Here is a 17,599-nt window from a genome sequence, read left to right on the forward strand (position 1 = left end):
AGTTGAAAGGGGCCAGATTTGGCCCCTTTTTATGCTTTTGGTTTTGGACGTTTTGAACAAAAGCAGATCGCAACAAAGAGGAGCTGCGCAGTTGTATGCTGCGCAATGCGGATCAACTGGCGGCGGCGATGTCTGTTGAGCAGGTTGAGGCGTTAACGGCGCGCCTAGCTGAGCAGGTTGAGTCCATTGGAGCCGAGGTTGTTGTGCTCAAAAGTGGCGATTGCTTTGCTTGGAAAGTGGCGGGTGTGGCTTAGTTTGTTCAAATTACCTTGTGAAAATACCTTGTAAAAATAGTCGGTTAATCACAACTCTTTGATAGCTTGGTTTTCATTCTGGGTTGAGATGCTAACTTATGCCCTTACGCATATTATGGTTGAGATCCGTATGAGACTGATGATCAGCGCCGCGATGGCGGCGAGCATGTTAACCGGCTGTGTGTTGACCGGGGAAGGGGAGCCAGAGGGGCCATCGCCTTTTGATGGTCAGTGGACGATCGGAGAGATCAACGGCGAGGCACTCTTGCCCTTGCCTCGGCAAGCGGCGCCGAGCTTGACGGTGCAGGGCGAGCAATTGAACGCGAACCTTGGCTGCAATCGACTCAACGGCAATTGGCCACAGCAGGGCAAGCCATTTGGGCCTTTGATATCGACGCGAATGGGGTGCCCTGCGCCGATCGATCAGTGGGAGGCGTCGTTGTCTCAGGCGTTGACTGAGGCGGACGGTTACCGGATCGCCCATAGCCGTTTGCAGATCTTCGCCGGTGAAGCGGTGGTATTGGAGGGCTACCGGCCTGGGGATGTACACCAGTGGCTGAGCTGGGACGGTGAGTGGTCATTAACGGTCTTAGCGGGAGCCAGTGAGATCCACGGTTTGTTCGGCGGCCGTGCGCCCTACCTGGTGCTGGATCTGGACCGGGTTCAGGCCCACGGAAACAGCGGTTGCAATCAGTTCTTCGCCACCCCGACGGCCGCGGGTGAGGCACTACAACTGGCCCAAGCGGGGGCAACCATGGTGATGTGTCCGGAACATCTGATGCAGCAAGAGCAGTTGATGATGCAGCATTTTGCCAATGCCAACCGGACGGTGGAAGTGGACGGCAAGCTGCAGTGGTGGCAGGACGAGACTTTGTTGCTGGAGTTTGTGCGCAGCCAATAAGCGGCCATGGAGTGGATATCAAAAAGGCGATCGAATGATCGCCTTTTGTGTTTCTTACCGAACGTTCATGGTTCAGTCCGCGTGCGCGGCATACAGTGCGGTGATCTCTGCGCTGGTTTTGAGTGTGCGCAGGGCCTCGAACTGGTCGATCGCTTCGGGGTAACGTTTCTTTAGGTAACCAAACCACTGCTTGATTCGGTTGGGCAGGTAGATCTCCTTGTCGCCTTTGACCTCCATCTGGGTATAGCGATAAAGGATGGGCTGCATTTCGTCCCAGGTCAGTGGCGCGGCGTCATTCTTGACGACGTCGGCCAGGTTTGGGATCTGCAGCGAGCCGCGTCCCAGCATCAGATCCTGACAGCCGGAGGCGTGCTGACAGCGCTGGCCATCTTCGAAGCTGAAGATCTCGCCATTGGCGATCACCGGAATGCTGATCTTATCGACCACGGGCTTAATCGCGGACCACTTGATCGCATCGGCTTTATAGCCGTCACGCTTGGTGCGCGCGTGGATGGTCAATTCATCGGCACCGCCTTGAACCACGGCATCGGCGATCTCCATCACGTGGCTGGGATCATCCCAGCCCAAACGGATCTTGGCTGAGAGGATCTGCTCATCGGGGATCGCTTCGCGCATCTGTTTGATGATCTGATAGATAAGCTCAGGCTCTTGCAGCAACACCGCGCCGCCTTTGGAGCGGTTAACGGTTTTGGCGGGGCAACCAAAGTTCATATCGACACCGGGCGATCCCAACTCGATGGCGCGCGCCGCATTGGCCGCCAGTACCGGGGGATTCTGTCCGAGTAACTGCACGCGTACCGGGGTGCCACTGAGGGTTTTGCCGTCATTTTTCAGTTCAGGACAGAGACGATAGAACACTTTTTCGGGCAGCAGCAGATCCACCACGCGAACGAACTCGGTCACGCAGAGATCGTAAGGGTTCAGCTCAGTGAGCAGTTGCCGCATCAGGGGATCCATCACCCCTTCCATCGGCGCTAGGACTACGCGCATCGTGTTGCCGTTCTCTACAGAAATTGGGGGCGCAAGTGTACCAGTTGGGACAGATTTGACCAGTTTTGCTGTTTGGATCTTGTTCGAAAAACTGGCGAGGTTAAAAAAAGTTGATAAATTGTGAAAGGGAAGTCCATTCCCTGAGGTCTTCTTGTTTGTGCCAGCGCCAACGGCTGCTGGAAAGAACATAGGTTTTAACCACTGAAGGATTATGACAATGAATACAGCTAAGAAAACCTCTGTTGCGGCCGCTTTGGGTGCGCTGGTTGTGGGCGGGACGATGGTGACCGCGCAAGCCAACCCATTTGCCATGAGTGAGATGGCAGTGGGTTATCAGGTGTCGACCTTCATGGGCGATAAAGCCAGTGAAGGCAAGTGTGGCGAAGGCAAATGCGGCGGCGAAGCCAAAGGGAAAGAGGGTAAGTGCGGCGAAGGCAAATGCGGCGGCGAAGCCAAAGGGAAAGAGGGTAAGTGCGGCGAAGGCAAATGCGGCGGTAAAGCCAAAGGGAAAGAGGGCAAATGCGGTGAAGGCAAATGCGGCGGCGAAGCCAAAGGCATGAAGGAAGGCAAGTGCGGTGAAGGCAAATGCGGCGGCGAAGCCAAAGGCCGGGAAGGCAAGTGCGGCGAGGGCAAATGCGGCGGCGAAGCCAAAGGCCGGGAAGGCAAATGCGGCGAGGGCAAATGCGGTGGCGCAGCCTAACGGCTCAAGGTAAGTTTATCCATAAGCTACGCGGGGCCAGCTTGATGCTGGCCCCGCTTGTAGAGAGGGAGTGGCTGTGATGGTACAAGGGGCGGGCGTCGGATTACGCCGTGAAATGGTGGCGGAGCTGGCTGAGGGGAGCATTCCTGAGTCGATCGGCTTTATGGAGGTGGCGCCGGAAAACTGGCTTAGGGTCAATCCTAAGCTGCGGCGCCAGTTTGCCGCGATCAATGAACGTTGTCCGGTGATCTGCCATGGCTTGTCCCTGTCGATCGGCGCCCCTGCGCCCCTTGATGAAGCCTTCGTTCTGCAGGTAAAAGACTTTTTGGATACCTATCGTATTCCCATTTACTCTGAGCATTTGTCCTATTGCTCCGGCAATGCCCATCTGTACGATCTAATGCCGATCCCCTTTACGGAGGCGGCGGTGGCGCACGTGGTGGCGCGGGTGAAGCGGGTACAGGAGATCCTAGAGCGGCCTTTGGTGCTTGAGAACGTCTCCTATTACGCCGCGCCGGGCGCAAAGATGAGCGAGCTTGATTTCCTCAATGCCGTTTTGTCGGAGGCGGACTGCGAGTTGCTGCTGGATGTGAATAACATCTACGTCAACAGCGTTAACCACGGATACGATCCGCTGCGCTTTTTAGCGGGACTGCCCACCGCGCGGATCCGTTATCTGCACATCGCCGGCCATTACAACGAGGCGGAGGATCTGATCGTCGATACCCATGGGGCGGATGTGATCGATCCGGTTTGGCAGTTGCTGCGGGAGGCGTATCAGCTCCATGGCGTGCACCCGACTTTGCTGGAGCGCGATTTTAACCTGCCGCCGCTGGCGCAGTTGCTGACAGAGGTGGAACAGATCAGTCAGATCCAGCAGGCGTCGATCGCTGCGGGTGAGGCGAGGAGGGCGTAGCCATGACGACCGATCTTAGCCAAATGCAGCAGGAGTTTATGGCCTACATTCGCGCCCCTGAGGTGGGTGAGCCGCCTAGTGGTGTGGAGGCTCGACGGATGGCGGTGTATCGGGAGCTGATGTTCAATAACGTCAGTGGTTTCGTGAACAGCGGCTTTCCTGTGTTGCGGGCACTGACGGCGACGCCGCTGTGGCAGCAGCGTTTACGTCACTTTTTCGCCCAGCACGATTGCCATTCTCCGCTGTTTGTCGATATCGCCAAGGAGTTCTTGGCCTATTTGCGTGATTGCGAAGGGCTGCGATCTTGGGAAGCGGCTTTGGCTGATTATGAATATTTAGAGCTGCAGATCGATACCTTGCCCGAGGTGCTTGATCAGCCGCTGCTGCTTGAGCCCGAGGCGGTATTAACTCAGCCGCTGTGCTGTTACCGCGCGGCGAAGCTGGCGCAGTACGACTACCCGGTCCAGCGATTGGGCGAGGCGTGTCCCGAGGTTGACGCGAGTCCGACCTTCCTGTTGGTGTATCGGGATCGGGATGATGAGATCGCCTTTATCGAGCTTAACGCCTTGACGGCGCGCTTGCTTGAGGCATTAATCAGCGAGCCTGGGCAGACGGCGCAGGGGCTGATCCTGACCATGGCCGAGGCGCTGCCGGATCTTGCACCGGAGATCGTGGCGCAGGGCGCAGGGCAGATCCTGTTGCAGATGGCGCAGCTTGGCGTCGTGCGGGCAGCGACAGCAGCCTAATAACACGGTGGCCGCTGTGCTTGGGTTGGAGTGGCGGCATTGCGAACCGTATCAATCCGTTATGCAGCGATAGCCAAATCACTATAAACCTTACTGTTTGCAGGTTTTTGCGTGATGTCGATCACGTTATGCTGTGCGCTCAATTCATGGGAGTGTGCAGTCATGGCCGACAATCAATTCAAAGAGCCTTATAATCTTTTCCATTTTCTGGGTTTATTAGCGGTGCTGTTGATCCCAACGTTACCCGCCTCTCTGACCTGGTTCAAACTTTTGCTGGGCTGAGTTTTTGTTAAGTCCAGTCGATAGTGAGTCCGAGTTTGCATCTGATGTTATAGGTGCTTAAGCTTAGCCAGCAATACGGTTGATCGGCCCAGTTGTGCGCATTGCAGACTGGGCTTTTTGTTGTGGCCTACACACCTGGACTTAAGACGAACCATGAATCAAGCTTCCCTGACGCTGATCAAAGACAGCATCAAGACCATTCCGAATTACCCAAAAGAGGGGATCATGTTCCGTGACGTGACCTCGCTGATGGAAAATGGCGAAGCCTTTCGCTTGAGCATTGAGCTGCTGGTTGAGCAGTTTAAAGATGGCGGTTTTACCAAGATCGTCGGAACCGAAGCCCGTGGTTTCTTATTTGGCGCGCCGCTGGCGGTGGCCTTGGGTCTGGGCTTTGTCCCTGTGCGTAAGCCGGGCAAACTGCCACGACCAACTAATGCTCAGTCCTACGAGCTGGAATACGGCATGGATACCCTGGAGATCCATCAAGACGCGATTGTGGCGGGTGATAAGGTGTTGGTGGTGGATGATCTGCTGGCGACCGGTGGCACCATCGATGCGACCGTTAAGCTGATCCGCGATCTTGGCGGTGAAGTGACCGACGCCGCATTTGTGATCAACCTGCCGGATCTGGGCGGCGAGCAGCGCCTGAAGGATCTTGGCCTGAATGTGTTGTCTCTGTGTGAATTTGAAGGCGATTGAGTTCGGCGTAAACGCGCAAAACTTCTTCGACTGACAAGCCGAGCCTGTGCTCGGCTTTTTGCTGTCTGTAGCCCTGTGATATTCTTGCAGACAGATCAACGGCGACCGCCGTTCAATGCGTTTCAGGAGTCCCATGTCCTATCAGGTTTTGGCCCGCAAATGGCGGCCGGCCACATTCGATCAGGTAGTTGGCCAAGAGCATGTGCTCAAAGCGTTGACTCATGCCCTTGAGCACAACCGCTTGCATCACGCCTATCTGTTTACCGGTACCCGCGGCGTGGGTAAGACCTCCATCGCCCGCTTGCTGGCCAAGGGGCTAAATTGCGAGCAGGGTGTAACGGCGACCCCTTGCGGCCAGTGCGATAACTGCCAGGAGATCAATCAGGGACGTTTTGTCGATCTGCTTGAGATCGATGCGGCGTCGCGTACCAAGGTGGACGATACCCGCGAGATCCTCGATAACGTGCAATATCAGCCGGTGCGTGGGCGCTTTAAGGTCTATTTGATCGATGAAGTGCACATGTTGTCCCGGCACAGTTTTAACGCGCTGTTGAAAACCCTCGAGGAGCCGCCGGAGCACGTCAAGTTTCTGCTGGCGACGACGGATCCGCAAAAGCTGCCGGTGACGGTTCTGTCCCGTTGCCTCCAGTTTAACCTTAAGAGCGTGACCCCCAAGCGCATTGCCGGTCATCTGGCCAAGGTACTGGATGCCGAGCAGATCGCCTACGATCTGCCAGCGCTGGATCTGCTGGCCCAGGGCGCGGACGGCAGTGTGCGTGATGGCATGAGTCTGACCGATCAGGCCATTGCGCATGGTGCGGGCGAGCTGCGACTGGCGCAGGTACAGGCGATGTTGGGGACGCTGGATAGCGCCTATGCCCTCAAGCTGTTGGATACCTTGTGTCAGGGCGAGCCGGCTCAAATGTTGAGGATCCTAGATGAGGTCGAGAGCTTCGCGCCGGATCACGACGATCTGTTGCGGCAGATGGCTGCGGTATTGCATCAGGTGGCCTTGGCTCAGTTTAGTCTCAAGACCCATTCGGATCTGGCCAGCATCGAGCAACTGGATCAGCTGGCCAGCCGACTGGATCGGGAGCAGATCCAGCTGTGGTATCAGATCCTAACCCAAGGACGGAAAGATCTGGCGCTGGCCCCTGATCCCCGCAGTGGCTTGGAGATGACCTTATTGCGGGCCTTGGCCTTTGCACCGGTTGAGCCTTTGCCACCGCTGCAGGCGCGGCAAGTCGCTCCGCCGGTAACGGTCAGCGCCGCGCCGGGTGACGTCGTGACGGCATCGACCGCCGTGGCAGCCCCGTCGTTGGAAGCGACCAAGCCGTCTCAGAGTGCGCCTGCGGACCTAGAGGCGCCAGCGGTAACCGTCAATTCAACGAGCGAGGCGTTGCCATCGGATGCGGCGCCGTCAGCGCCTCAAGCCGTTCCCGTGGCGCAGGCGTCGGCTGCAGTTGAGCCTGTGGCTGGTGCGGTGCGCTCTGCGACGGCGCCGGCTGCGCCCGAGGCGGATGAGGCGTCACTGCTGGCAGAGCAGCAGGTTATTCGCCAACAGGCCGAGGTGATGCAAAGCCCAGCTTCCTCCGAGCCGGTGAGCACGCCAGCAGTGGCGCCCCCGTCCGATCTTAATCCGCCCCCCTTTGAGCAGGATGAAGCGGCGATGGCGGCGGAGCAGGCGATGTTGATGGCGCAAGCGGAGGAGATGATCCCCTATGACGCCCATTTCCACGAGGCTGCGCCAAGCGAGCCGGAGCCGATGGTGCCACCTGTGGAGCAGGAGGCAGCTGCTGCGGCAGAGCCAGCCTTGCCCGCCGCTGGGCTGCCGGATCTGATCAGTCAGGTGCTGGCCAATCAGCAAAGTTTGAGTCAGCGAGCGGCAGAGTCGAGCGACAGCGAGGCAGCGGCAGCAACGCCGGAGCCGACACTGAGCAAACCGTCGGCGGCGCGCCCAAAGCCTGAAGCCGTTGCCCGCGGGGCGGCGGCAGCCGAGTCAAACTCGGCGAGCCTCACTGAGGCTGAGGATCCGATGGATCGTCCGCCGTGGGTGGCCGCTGAGGATACCCCGACAGCCCAAGTGCGGGCTGAGACAGACGCGAGTGCGGATAAACCGGCGCTGCGCTTGGTTGAGACTCAGCCCAGCCCAGAGCCCCGCGCAGAGCCGCAAGTGGCTAAGACCCAGGTGCCGGCCGAGAGCGCGTCAGAGGCCATGGCGCCACCGGCGAGTGACGATGAGCGCGAGCTTGATTGGCAGTGGTACAGCGCGATGGCCAAACTGGGGATCGGCGCGCGTCCACGGCAGCTGGCGGTCAATTCGGTGCTCAGTCGGCAGGACGATCGGATCTGCCTGTCGCTGCGCAGCGATCAACGTCACTTGAATAACGAGTCGGTGATCGCACCGCTCAAACACAGCCTTGAACAGTTGTGGCAAACCGAGATCACGCTGACCATTGAGATCGCGGATAAACCGGGTCGGGAAACGCCGCTGGAGATCCGCCGTCGACGCCACAAAGAGCGCTTGGTGCAGGCGCGTGAAGAGCTGCTGGCCGATCCCGCCATCGCTTGGTTCCAGGCGGAAATGGACGCGAAATTAATCGAAGAGTCGGTGAGTTATCAAACTCCTGAGACTCACTGAGCAATACCCCTTGTCCGGGAGCACGGTTTCGGTAACATGTGCTCCCATTAATGAACAGCCGAGTAAATAAGAGAGCAAATTATGTTTGGTAAAGGCGGAATGGGTAACCTGATGAAGCAAGCGCAGCAGATGCAAGAGCGCATGCAGAAAGCCCAGGAAGAGATCGCCCAGATGGAATCTGTGGGTGAGTCCGGTGCTGGCATGGTGAAGATCACCATGAACGGCGCCCATAATGTACGTCGCGTTGAGATCGATGAGAGCTTGATGGAAGACGACAAAGAGATGCTGGAAGATCTGATCGCCGCGGCCATCAACGATGCTGCTCGCCGTGTTGAAGAGAACCAGAAAACCAAGATGGCTGAGATCACTGGCGGTATGAACCTGCCAGCCGGTATGAAACTGCCGTTCTAATGAAATTCAGTCCACTGGTTGATGATCTGATCAAGGCCCTGCAATGCCTACCGGGCGTTGGGCCCCGCTCGGCCCAACGGATGGCTTTTCAGTTGCTGGAGCGCGATCGTCAAGGCGGTGCGCGGCTGGGCGATGCATTGGCGACCGCCATGCGTGAGGTGGGACACTGTCGGCAGTGTCGTACCTACACGGAGCAGGATCTGTGTCAGATCTGCGCCAACCCTAAGCGGGGCGAGACCGGGCAGCTGTGCGTGGTTGAGTCACCGGCCGATCTGCTGGCGATCGAATCCGCTGGCCAGTACGCCGGTCGCTATTTTGTGTTGATGGGGCACCTGTCGCCGTTGGATGGGATCGGCCCGGATGATATCGGGCTGGACAGTCTCGATGCCATGCTGGCGGCAGAGTCGTGGCGTGAGGTGATCCTCGCGACCAACCCGACGGTGGAAGGCGACGCGACCGCGCAGTACATCGCCGACATGGCGCGCGAGCATGGGGCGGAGATCAGCCGCATTGCGCATGGCGTGCCGGTCGGCGGGGAGCTGGAATACGTGGATGGTACCACCTTGGCGCTGTCCTTCAGTGGACGCAAAAAACTGTAGCAAATGTGCTCTGCGTGCCTCGGCCTGTATGGGGTGAACTGTCACGCTTGCTGCAACAAAAACGGCCTTTTACGGCCGTTTTTTGCGTTCTGTGCTCTACCCACTACTGGGTCACTGGTCGAGATTACGTTCACTTTCGGCCCGAGAAGATGGCGATAGACGCAATGGATTCAGTCGTTGTTTAACGTGTCATCGCTCTCGACAGTATTGTCAGTGGGGGTATTGGAGGTCAGCGCATAGGTGCGACGTTTTAAGCTGGCTTGATACTTCATCCACACTTTCTCGTGGGGCGTCTGAGCGATCTGCTCGCCATGGGCGACGTCAACAAAGCGAGCTTCTTCCTCATTGGCTGGTATGCGATCACCGCTGGACAGGGCTTGGTAGGCGACGCCGTGCTGCTCCAAGCGCTGCGCTTCACTGATGGTAAAACTGCCGCTGCGGGCCAGGCCCCTTGGGTAGCGTTGATCGACAAACAGCCTGTTGCAGTCGAAGCTCTGTGTCTGTATTGGGCTGGAATCGGTTGCCGTTGCGTTTGTCACTGTGACGCTCCTGTCTCTCAGACATTGGTTATTTGGCCGAAATATAGGTCAGGCCGGATGGCGGTAGCCGCGAAAAATTTCGCGATTGAGCACAAAAATTTTTCACGTCAACTGTGCGCATCCATGGGCCGATCTGTGTGCGTTAACGTGCACGAAAGCAAAGGCGTCTACACTTGGCAAACGGGTTCGTACGCGCCGGTGAAGTGATGGCCGTCGCTGCGGGTGGGAGCGAAAAAGGAGCCACTATGCGTGCGTTATGGCCGTGGTTGATCGTGATCTTGCTCGGGTGTTCACCCGCGCCGGTGCCGCAGGAAGACGAGGTTGAGTCGGAGCAAGCGGACGAACTGACGTTGGAGGTCGAAGACATCATTCCTGATCCGCTTTGGGATCGAAACTATGCGCTGCAGGACGTATGGCCCGTCTTGTCTCAGCCGTGGGGCGGCGATCTCAATGACATGCTTGAGCGGGGAGAGATCCGGGTACTGACCAGCTTCACCTTGGGTTGGTATTACATCGATCAGGGTCAGCCCACCGGATTGACCTACGAGTCGACCAAGTTGTTCGAAGCCTATGTGCATCAGCAACTCGGCGAGGCGGCGAAACGGCTGAAGATCACCGTGATCCCGGTGCGGCGTGATCAACTGATCCCGTATCTCAAGCGCGGTTATGGCGATCTGATCTTCGCCAACATGACCATCACAGAGCAGCGAGCCGAGCAGGTGGCGTTCTCCGAGCCGTATAGTCAGGAGGTGCGCGAGGTGCTCGTGACCGGAGAAAACTCGGAAGCTGCGGCTGATTGGGCCAGCGCGCTGGATTGGACCATCACGGTGCGGCGGGAGTCCAGCTACTACCAGAGCTTGAAGGCACTGAATGCTCAGCGTAAAGCTCAGGGGTTGAAGCCGCTGACGATCCGTTTGGCGGATCCGCGATTGGAAGATGAAGATCTGTTAGAAATGGTGGCCGCGGGTTATTTACAGGCGACCGTGGTGGATGAGCATAAGCTCGAGGTGTGGAGGGAGGTGCTGCCGCAGTTGGTGGTGCACTCGGCGCTGCCGTTACGCCAAGGCGGCGAGCTGGGGATCGCGATGCGTAAAGACAGTCCCCAGCTGCAGGCATTGGTGAATGATTACGTCAAAGCCAATCCGGTGGGCAGCAAGACGGTGAACGTGCTGATCAATCGTTATCTGCGCTCTCCGGTGTGGGCCGGACGGGCGTTGGAGCGGGATCCCTTTCACAAAGCCGCAGAGTACATCCCGCTGTTTAAGAAATACGGCGAGCAATACGATTTTGACTGGGTGCTGTTGATGGCCTTTGCGTTTCAGGAGTCTCGCTTCGATCCCAACGCCCGCAGCCCGGTCGGTGCTGTGGGGATCATGCAGTTGATGCCAGCCACGGCTCGGGATAAACGGGTCAACATTAACAACATCGAGCAGGTCGAGAACAACATCCACGCCGGCACCAAGTATCTGGATGTGTTGCGCAGCCTGTACTTTGCCGACGATGCGCTGACGGAATTTAATCGGATGATCTTTGCCATGGCGGCTTACAACGCGGGACCCAATCGGATCAACCGACTTCGGCGCGAGGCGGCACAGCGCGGCCTGGATCCCAATGTGTGGTTTAACAATGTCGAAGATCTGGTGGCGGCGCAGGTGGGCACCGAGCCGGTCAACTATGTGGCCAACATCTATCGCTATTTTGTCACTTACAAGCGGGTGCTTAAGGAGCGGGAGGAGCGGGAAACGATCCGCGGGCACTGGCAGGGATCGTCGAGTGAAGGCGGTTGATATAGCGGCGCAGGCGCTTGATGGCACGTTGCATCGCCAACATCTGCTGACGTTTATCGCACTGAGGATCATAGCGCAGGCTGAGAAAGTGGTGGCAGATCGGCGCAAACCGCGCGGCCAGCTGTGGCTGCGTCACTTGCAGCCGACGCAGGTGGCCCAGTGGCGCTTCGCCGGGCTTGGGTCCTGCGCCGATCGCCTCTAGCTTGCGCAGGATCTTGCGGTAACGGCGCACCGCAAGCGGCGCCGTTTTGGGCAGCTTGAGTAAGCCGCTGCTCAGAGCTTGTAGCAACGCCAGCACAAAGATCGCCCCCCCCAGCAGCGCTCCGGCTTTGAGTAGGTCAAAGCCCCCCATCCATCGGTCCCACAGGCGCGCTTGACGTTGTTCGTCAAAGCCCATCACCCAACGACTCCACTGGTAATCCACTTGCGCCATCCAGCCGCGCAGTTGCCACAGCCAGGGGCTGTTGCGAAACTGCAGCCAGGGCAGTCGGGCGTCCGCCATAAACCCCTCTTGCTGCGCCAACGCCGCTTGCGCGCCTTGCTCGACGCGCTCTGGCGCTACGGCGGCGGTGGGATCGATCCGCACCCAACCTTGGCCCTCGAGCCAAACCTCGCTCCAGGCATGGGCGTTGTATTGATAGATGGAGAGAAAGTCGCCTCGCGGCCCCAGCTCGCCACCTTGATAGCCGGTCACCAGTCGGGCGGGGATCCCGGCTTGGCGCGCGACAAACACCAGCGCGGAGGCGTAGTGACTGCAAAAGCCCGCTTGGGTATCGAACAGGAAGCTGTCGATCTGATCGGGGCCCAGCTTGGGCGGCTGCAGGGTATAGCGAAACGGCGCCTGGCGAAACCGCTGTAGGATAGCTGCGATCCGAGCGGTGGGATCATCATACTGTTGCCTCAGCTGTGTGGCCCAGCGTCGACTGGCGGGATCGCCTTGAGCGGGCAGTTGCAGCGCCTGCTGGCGCACGGTTTCGCTGAGAGGTCGAGGCGTTGGCGCCGCTTGCGCCTGCAGCAGGGCAACCGAGGTGCGGGTGGCCGGTGGCGTGCGCCAGCCAAGGCGCCCGCCAGGTAAGGGCTGGAGGGCCGGATCTTGACTGTCGCTGTGCTTGAGGGTGGGAAGCCAGCGCTGGTGGCTGGGCTCGAGGATCAATTGATAGGGGCGGTAGGGCGGAGATAGGGGCTCAGGCTCCGCTTCGGCCAAGCGACTGGCGCGCCAGCGCTGGCCATCAAAGTCATTCAGGATTAATGCACGCCAGTATCGTTGCTCGGGGGCGGGGATCGCGCCGTCGAAACTGGCCCGCATCACCAATTCATCACTGCGGGTGAGCTGGGCTATCTGACCCAGAGCCAGGGAATCCGAGAGGCCGGTGCGGGCGATCTGCGGATTTTGCAGTTGCCAGATCGGCGCCATCCTCGGCACCAGCAAAAACAGCAGCAGTGTCAACGGCAGGCTAAACACCATCAATTTGGCCGTTTCCAGCGCCAACGCCTTGGGGGCTTCGGGCCGATAGCTGATCAACAACGGGGTGGTATTGAGGGCGACCAACAACACCATTTGCACCGCCATCAACGGGGTAAAGCTGTCCAGCAAGTGTAGGCCGATGAGAAAATAGCCGGTGAGGATCACCACGGTGAGATCACCGGTGTTGCGCGTTTCGATGGTTTTCAGGCCGTAGGCCAAGATCAGCAGGTTGGTCAGCGCTTGCATCATGTCCATCTGGGTGGCGATGGAAAATAGGGTGAGGGTGGCGGCGATCCCCAGGCTGTTCACCAGCAGTTTGGGCGGCCGAGTCACCCGGCCGTAGAAGATCCCAACACGCCATAACAAGCAGAGCAGTAGGATCGCCAGAGTCCACGGCGTGGCGGTTGGGCTGAGGGGCAGAATGATGGCGATCTGACTGAGCAGCAGACAGCCTTGGGCGGCGCGGGAGACCAACATCAGTCGCTGCTCCGATAACGGGCCAGACCATCTAAGCAACGCTTCAGATGGGCGCTGCCGTGCTCGGGGGCAAAGCGCTGTGCGCCTAACGCCAAGGCAAAGGGGACGCCTTGATGGTGCAGTCGGGTGAGCTCGGCCGCCACCGCGCTGAGTGCGAGCTCGATCGGGCTACCCGGGTGTAGGGTCACATGGGTTGGGGCACCTTGTGGGGCAACAAACTGCTTGACCTGCAGCTGGCCGCTTTGTGCCCATTGCTTCCAAGCGATCCGGGCCCGGCTCTGACCCGGCTGCCAGCGGGCCAGCCCTTGAAAGTCGTCCAAGCCTTCCCGGCTGCGGGCAGGCTCAGAGCCGACGTGTTGCTCGCTGTGCTGGCTGAGCACGGGGCCGGGCTCGGCGGCGGGCCAGACCAAGGCACTTTGGGCCAGATCCAGATGGGACCAGACCCGACACAATCCCAGTGGGTAGCGGCTCTCGATGCGGATCCGACCTGGCTTGAGCACGCCGCGTCGCTCACTGGGGTGGAGTAACTGCACCTGGGTCTCTTGGGCTAGCACTCGGTTGATCCGACGCAGTGGCCCATCTTCGTATTTGAGGTGCAGCTGAAACAGCGGACGGGCACTGCTGACGCTCAAGTCAAACGGGATCGGCTCGCCGGCATGGCGGTGGTGGGCTTGACCTGAGGCCAGGGTCAATCCGGCCAGATTGCGAAACGCCATCAGGATCGAGGTATTGAACAGGCTGAACAGCAAAAAGGCGAGGGCCAGCACCAGATTGTTCTGGTAGTTGGTGCCCAGCAGGAACAAGACCGCGGTCATGCCCAGAAACAGCGCACCACTTTTACTGGGGAGGATAAAGATATTGCGATGACTGAGGACTTGCCGCGGCGCGGCAGGCAATCGGCGTCGCAGCCAACGCAGGTAGAGCGAGCGGACGAGGCGCGGCACCCTCATTGGATCGGGTTGATCTGCGATAGGATATGGGTGGCGTGGAGGCTGCCATCACTGGGCTGGCCGGCACGCAGGCGGTGCTCGGTGACGGCGGCAAACACCGCCTGGATGTCATCGGGCACCACAAACTGGCGACCGTCGATCATCGCCCAGGCTTTGGCGGCGGCCAACAGAGCCCGACTGGCTCGGGGCGACAGGGGCGCACTGCGCCGCTCCTGGCGGCGCGAGTAGTGGATAAGTGCCAACAGGTAATCCAGTACCGGATCGGACACCTTGATCGCCTGTACCTGTTGCTGCAGCTGCGTCAATTGGGTTGGGCTCAGGCAGGCGGGCAATTGATCCACCTCGTCGGCGCGATGATCGCCCTTGAGCAGGCGTTTTTCCGCCGCTTCGCCGGGGTAGCCCAGACTGAGCCGCATCATAAACCGATCCAGTTGGGATTCGGGCAGCGGGAAGGTACCGGATTGCTCGGTCGGGTTTTGGGTGGCGATCACGAAAAAAGGCTGAGGTAACGCGTGGGTTCGGCCATCGACACTGACCTGTTGCTCTGCCATGGCTTCGAGCAAGGCGCTTTGGGTCTTGGGGCTGGCGCGGTTGATCTCGTCGGCCAGCAGCAACTGATTGAAGATGGGACCGGGGTGGAAATCAAAGCGCTGCTGGGCGGGATCGAAGATACTGACGCCGATCAGATCCGACGGCAGCATGTCGGCGGTGAATTGCACTCTTTGATGGCTGAGTCCCAAGGTTTGTGCCAGCGCGGCGGACAGGGTGGTTTTGCCCATGCCGGGCAGATCTTCCAGCAGCAGATGTCCGCCGGCCAATAAGCAGGAGAGGGCCAGTTTGAGCGGCTGGGGCTTGTCCAGTAACACCTGCTCCAGCTGCGTCAGTACCTGGCTAACTGATTGCTCTGATCCCTGTCCCATGTCTGCCCTTATCGTGGTCTAATCGCGCGGTTGCTGCCCTTAACTATTGGCAAGCTTTGGCGCTATCGCCAACTTATTCTGTTGATTTTGGTGTCTCTTTGGGCTCAGGCGTCAGGCTGGGGCGCAGTTGGTCGATCAGATCCATTGGTACGGGGAAGATCAGGGTGTTGGTGCGATCGGTCGCCACCTCGGTCAGTGTCTGCAGGTAGCGAAGTTGCAGTGCGTTGGGTTGCTGGGCCAGGACTTCGGCGGCGTCGGCCAGCTTTTGCGAGGCTTCCATCTCACCGGTGGCGTGGATCACCTTGGCGCGCCGCATCCGTTCGGCCTCGGCCTGGCGGGCCATGGCCCGAACCATGGATTCGGAGATATCTACGTGCTTTATTTCGACATTGGCGATCTTGATGCCCCAGTTGTCGGTGTGTTGATCCAAGATGGCTTGCAGATCGCGGTTGAGGGTATCGCGAGCGGATAGCAACTCGTCCAACTCATGCTGGCCCAGCACCGAGCGCAGGGTGGTTTGGGCCAGCTGACTGGTGGCCTCGAGGTAGTTTTCAACGTTGTTGATCGCCATTTCTGGGTCCAGAACCCGGAAGTAGACCACGGCGTTGACCCGGACGGAGACGTTGTCGCGGGTGATCAGATCCTGAGTCGGCACGTCCAGTACGATGGTGCGCAGATCGACCCGCACCATCTGCTGGATCACCGGGATGATGATGATCAGACCCGGGCCTTTGACCCGTTGAAAGCGACCGAGCAGGAACACCACCGCTCGTTCATATTCGCGCAGGATCCGAAACATGCTGAAAAGCACCAGCACGATCAGGATGAGCAGAGTCAGTATGGTGTATTGGGGGATCATAACGCCTCCTTAAGCGGCCCGACGGTTAAGAGCATGCCGTCGCGCGCGAGGATCCGAACCTTTTGGTTCGGCTGTAAAGGGTGATCGCTGACCGCCTGCCACAGCTCGCCGGAAAAGCGGACCCGACCGGGCCCAGGAAAGCCGTCGAGCACCACCACCTCACATTGGTCAAACTGGGTGTCGCCGGTGGTGGCCGGACGCCGGCGGATCTTGAGCAGCATGGTCAGCACCACACTAAAGAGCAGCAGTGAGCTCAGTGATAAGGCGAGGATGAGCGGCAGGGCGATCTGATAACCGGGCAGATCGGAGTCCATCAGTAAGGTGGAGCCCAGTGCGAAAGCGATGACGCCGCTGATCCCAAACAGACCGAAGCTGGGGCTGAGGGCCTCGGCGATCATCAGGATGATCCCAAGCAGCATCAAGGCCAAGCCGGCGTAGTTGACTGGCATCATCTGCAGCGCATACATCGCCAGCAAAAGGCAGATCCCGCCTAAAACGCCAGGCAGGCCGACGCCAGGATTGTAGAACTCGAGGATCAAGCCATACAGTCCGATCAGCATCAGGATATAGGCGACATTGGGGTTGGTGATCACCGCCAGCAGTTTATGGCGCCAGTTCGGTTGGCGCTGCAGCTGCGCGCCGCTGCCATCCAGGGTGTGTAATTCACCCAGAACCGTGACGGTCCGGCCCTGCAATTGGGCCAGCAGGGCATTCAGATCCGGTGCGATCAGATCGATCACGTTCAGCTCCAGCGCCTCTGAGGCGGGGAGGCTGGCGGCTTCGCTGACCGCGGTTTCGGCCCAATCGGCGTTGCGGCCATGCAACTCAGCCAGCGCCCGGATGTAGGCGATCGCATCATTGAGCACCTTCTTCTCCAGGGTCGTCTTGGCCACGACCTTGCTGTCGTCCCGTGCGGTTTTAGGCGCTTGTGATTGGGGCTGCTCCTGCGATTGGGACTGTTCCGGTGTTTGCTCTGGCTCAGGGGCATCGGGCGCTGGTGTGGAGCCGGGCAGCCCGCCGGGCGCGATCGACACCGGCGACGCTGCGCCCAGATTAGTGCCCGGGGCCATGGCGGCCACGTGGCTGGCCAGCAACAGATAGGTGCCGGCGCTAGCGGCGCGGGCGCCAGATGGGGAGACGTAGGTGACAACCGGGACCGACGACTGGGTCACGGCCTGGATCAGATCGCGCATGGCGGTGTCCAAGCCGCCGGGGGTATCCAGTTGGATCACCACCATGGCGGCATCTTGCTCGGCGGCAAGCTGCAGCTCGGAGATCACAAAGTCGGCGCTGGCCGGGCCGATCACGCCCTTGAGTGGGATCAGCCACACCTGCGCCTGCGCAGCGGGCAGCAAGATGAAGCATAAGAGGAACAAGCGCAGCACGGGGAGCATTGGGATCTCCAGTCAGCCCTGTCTGCGTTAAGTCTAGTTGAACCGGCC

17 protein-coding genes are annotated in these 17,599 nt (G+C 59.4%); 10 read left to right on the plus strand and 7 right to left on the minus strand.

Going from position 1 to position 17,599, the window contains the following annotated elements; genetic code table 11:
• Positions 1-95 precede the first annotated feature (95 nt).
• Both ABEA08_RS13645 and ABEA08_RS13650 read left to right on the plus strand, forming a co-directional pair.
• Complete coding sequence (locus tag ABEA08_RS13645) at positions 96-254, plus strand: hypothetical protein (protein WP_345335884.1); 159 nt, start codon at positions 96-98, stop codon at positions 252-254.
• Positions 255-384: 130 nt separating this feature from the next.
• Positions 385-1,155, plus strand: coding sequence for an META domain-containing protein (locus tag ABEA08_RS13650; RefSeq protein ID WP_345335885.1), 771 nt, complete (start codon positions 385-387; stop codon positions 1,153-1,155).
• Between the two features lie 72 nt (positions 1,156-1,227).
• On the opposite strand, the gene dusC is transcribed toward ABEA08_RS13650, so the two are convergent.
• Positions 1,228-2,166 carry a tRNA dihydrouridine(16) synthase DusC gene (dusC, locus tag ABEA08_RS13655; RefSeq protein ID WP_345335886.1) on the minus strand — a complete coding sequence of 313 codons (939 nt, stop codon included), beginning with the start codon at positions 2,164-2,166 and terminating at the stop codon, positions 1,228-1,230.
• Positions 2,167-2,383: 217 nt separating this feature from the next.
• Here dusC and ABEA08_RS13660 point away from each other — a divergent pair, with 217 nt between their 5' ends.
• The 7 genes from ABEA08_RS13660 to recR all read left to right on the plus strand — a co-directional run bounded on the left by ABEA08_RS13660 (position 2,384) and on the right by recR (position 9,160).
• Positions 2,384-2,866 carry an HvfA family oxazolone/thioamide-modified RiPP metallophore gene (locus ABEA08_RS13660; RefSeq protein ID WP_345335887.1) on the plus strand — a complete coding sequence of 161 codons (483 nt, stop codon included), beginning with the start codon at positions 2,384-2,386 and terminating at the stop codon, positions 2,864-2,866.
• Between the two features lie 79 nt (positions 2,867-2,945).
• Positions 2,946-3,782, plus strand: a complete 837-nt coding sequence (locus ABEA08_RS13665) for an HvfB family MNIO-type RiPP peptide maturase (RefSeq protein ID WP_345335908.1) — start codon at positions 2,946-2,948, stop codon at positions 3,780-3,782.
• A 2-nt stretch (positions 3,783-3,784) separates the two neighbouring features.
• Positions 3,785-4,528: an HvfC family RiPP maturation protein gene (locus tag ABEA08_RS13670; RefSeq protein ID WP_345335888.1), complete on the plus strand. Its 744-nt coding sequence runs from the start codon at positions 3,785-3,787 to the stop codon at positions 4,526-4,528.
• A gap of 435 nt (positions 4,529-4,963) precedes the next feature.
• Positions 4,964-5,509, plus strand: coding sequence for an adenine phosphoribosyltransferase (gene apt / locus ABEA08_RS13675; protein WP_345335889.1), 546 nt, complete (start codon positions 4,964-4,966; stop codon positions 5,507-5,509).
• A 133-nt stretch (positions 5,510-5,642) separates the two neighbouring features.
• The gene (dnaX, locus tag ABEA08_RS13680) at positions 5,643-8,150 is read left to right on the plus strand and encodes a DNA polymerase III subunit gamma/tau (protein ID WP_345335890.1); all 2,508 of its coding nucleotides are present in this window, start codon (positions 5,643-5,645) and stop codon (positions 8,148-8,150) included.
• An 81-nt stretch (positions 8,151-8,231) separates the two neighbouring features.
• A complete protein-coding gene (locus tag ABEA08_RS13685; RefSeq protein WP_345335892.1) occupies positions 8,232-8,561 on the plus strand; it encodes a YbaB/EbfC family nucleoid-associated protein in 330 nt (109 codons plus the stop codon).
• Positions 8,561-9,160, plus strand: a complete 600-nt coding sequence (recR, locus tag ABEA08_RS13690) for a recombination mediator RecR (protein WP_345335893.1) — start codon at positions 8,561-8,563, stop codon at positions 9,158-9,160. Before ABEA08_RS13685 ends, recR begins: the two co-directional genes overlap by 1 nt.
• A gap of 170 nt (positions 9,161-9,330) precedes the next feature.
• On the opposite strand, the gene ABEA08_RS13695 is transcribed toward recR, so the two are convergent.
• A complete protein-coding gene (locus ABEA08_RS13695) occupies positions 9,331-9,699 on the minus strand; it encodes a MaoP family protein (RefSeq protein WP_345335894.1) in 369 nt (122 codons plus the stop codon).
• Positions 9,700-9,944: 245 nt separating this feature from the next.
• Between ABEA08_RS13695 and ABEA08_RS13700 the strand changes: the two genes are divergently transcribed.
• Entirely contained in the window at positions 9,945-11,486 is a 1,542-nt protein-coding gene (locus ABEA08_RS13700) for an MltF family protein (RefSeq protein ID WP_345335895.1), read from the plus strand.
• Here ABEA08_RS13700 and ABEA08_RS13705 read toward each other — a convergent pair.
• From ABEA08_RS13705 to ABEA08_RS13725, 5 genes are all read right to left on the minus strand, one after another.
• A complete protein-coding gene (locus tag ABEA08_RS13705) occupies positions 11,419-13,428 on the minus strand; it encodes a transglutaminase TgpA family protein (RefSeq protein WP_345335896.1) in 2,010 nt (669 codons plus the stop codon). The genes ABEA08_RS13700 and ABEA08_RS13705 overlap by 68 nt on opposite strands.
• Entirely contained in the window at positions 13,428-14,372 is a 945-nt protein-coding gene (locus tag ABEA08_RS13710; RefSeq protein WP_345335897.1) for a DUF58 domain-containing protein, read from the minus strand. Before ABEA08_RS13710 ends, ABEA08_RS13705 begins: the two co-directional genes overlap by 1 nt.
• A gap of 2 nt (positions 14,373-14,374) precedes the next feature.
• A complete protein-coding gene (locus ABEA08_RS13715; protein WP_345335898.1) occupies positions 14,375-15,298 on the minus strand; it encodes an AAA family ATPase in 924 nt (307 codons plus the stop codon).
• 73 nt (positions 15,299-15,371) lie between these two features.
• Positions 15,372-16,157, minus strand: coding sequence for a slipin family protein (locus ABEA08_RS13720; protein ID WP_345335899.1), 786 nt, complete (start codon positions 16,155-16,157; stop codon positions 15,372-15,374).
• The gene (locus ABEA08_RS13725; protein WP_345335900.1) at positions 16,154-17,551 is read right to left on the minus strand and encodes an NfeD family protein; all 1,398 of its coding nucleotides are present in this window, start codon (positions 17,549-17,551) and stop codon (positions 16,154-16,156) included. The genes ABEA08_RS13720 and ABEA08_RS13725 overlap by 4 nt, the downstream gene beginning before the upstream one ends.
• Between the last annotated feature and the right edge of the window lie 48 nt (positions 17,552-17,599).

The sequence above is a fragment of the Ferrimonas pelagia genome (assembly GCF_039543565.1).
Taxonomy (GTDB): Bacteria; Pseudomonadota; Gammaproteobacteria; order Enterobacterales; family Shewanellaceae; genus Ferrimonas; species Ferrimonas pelagia.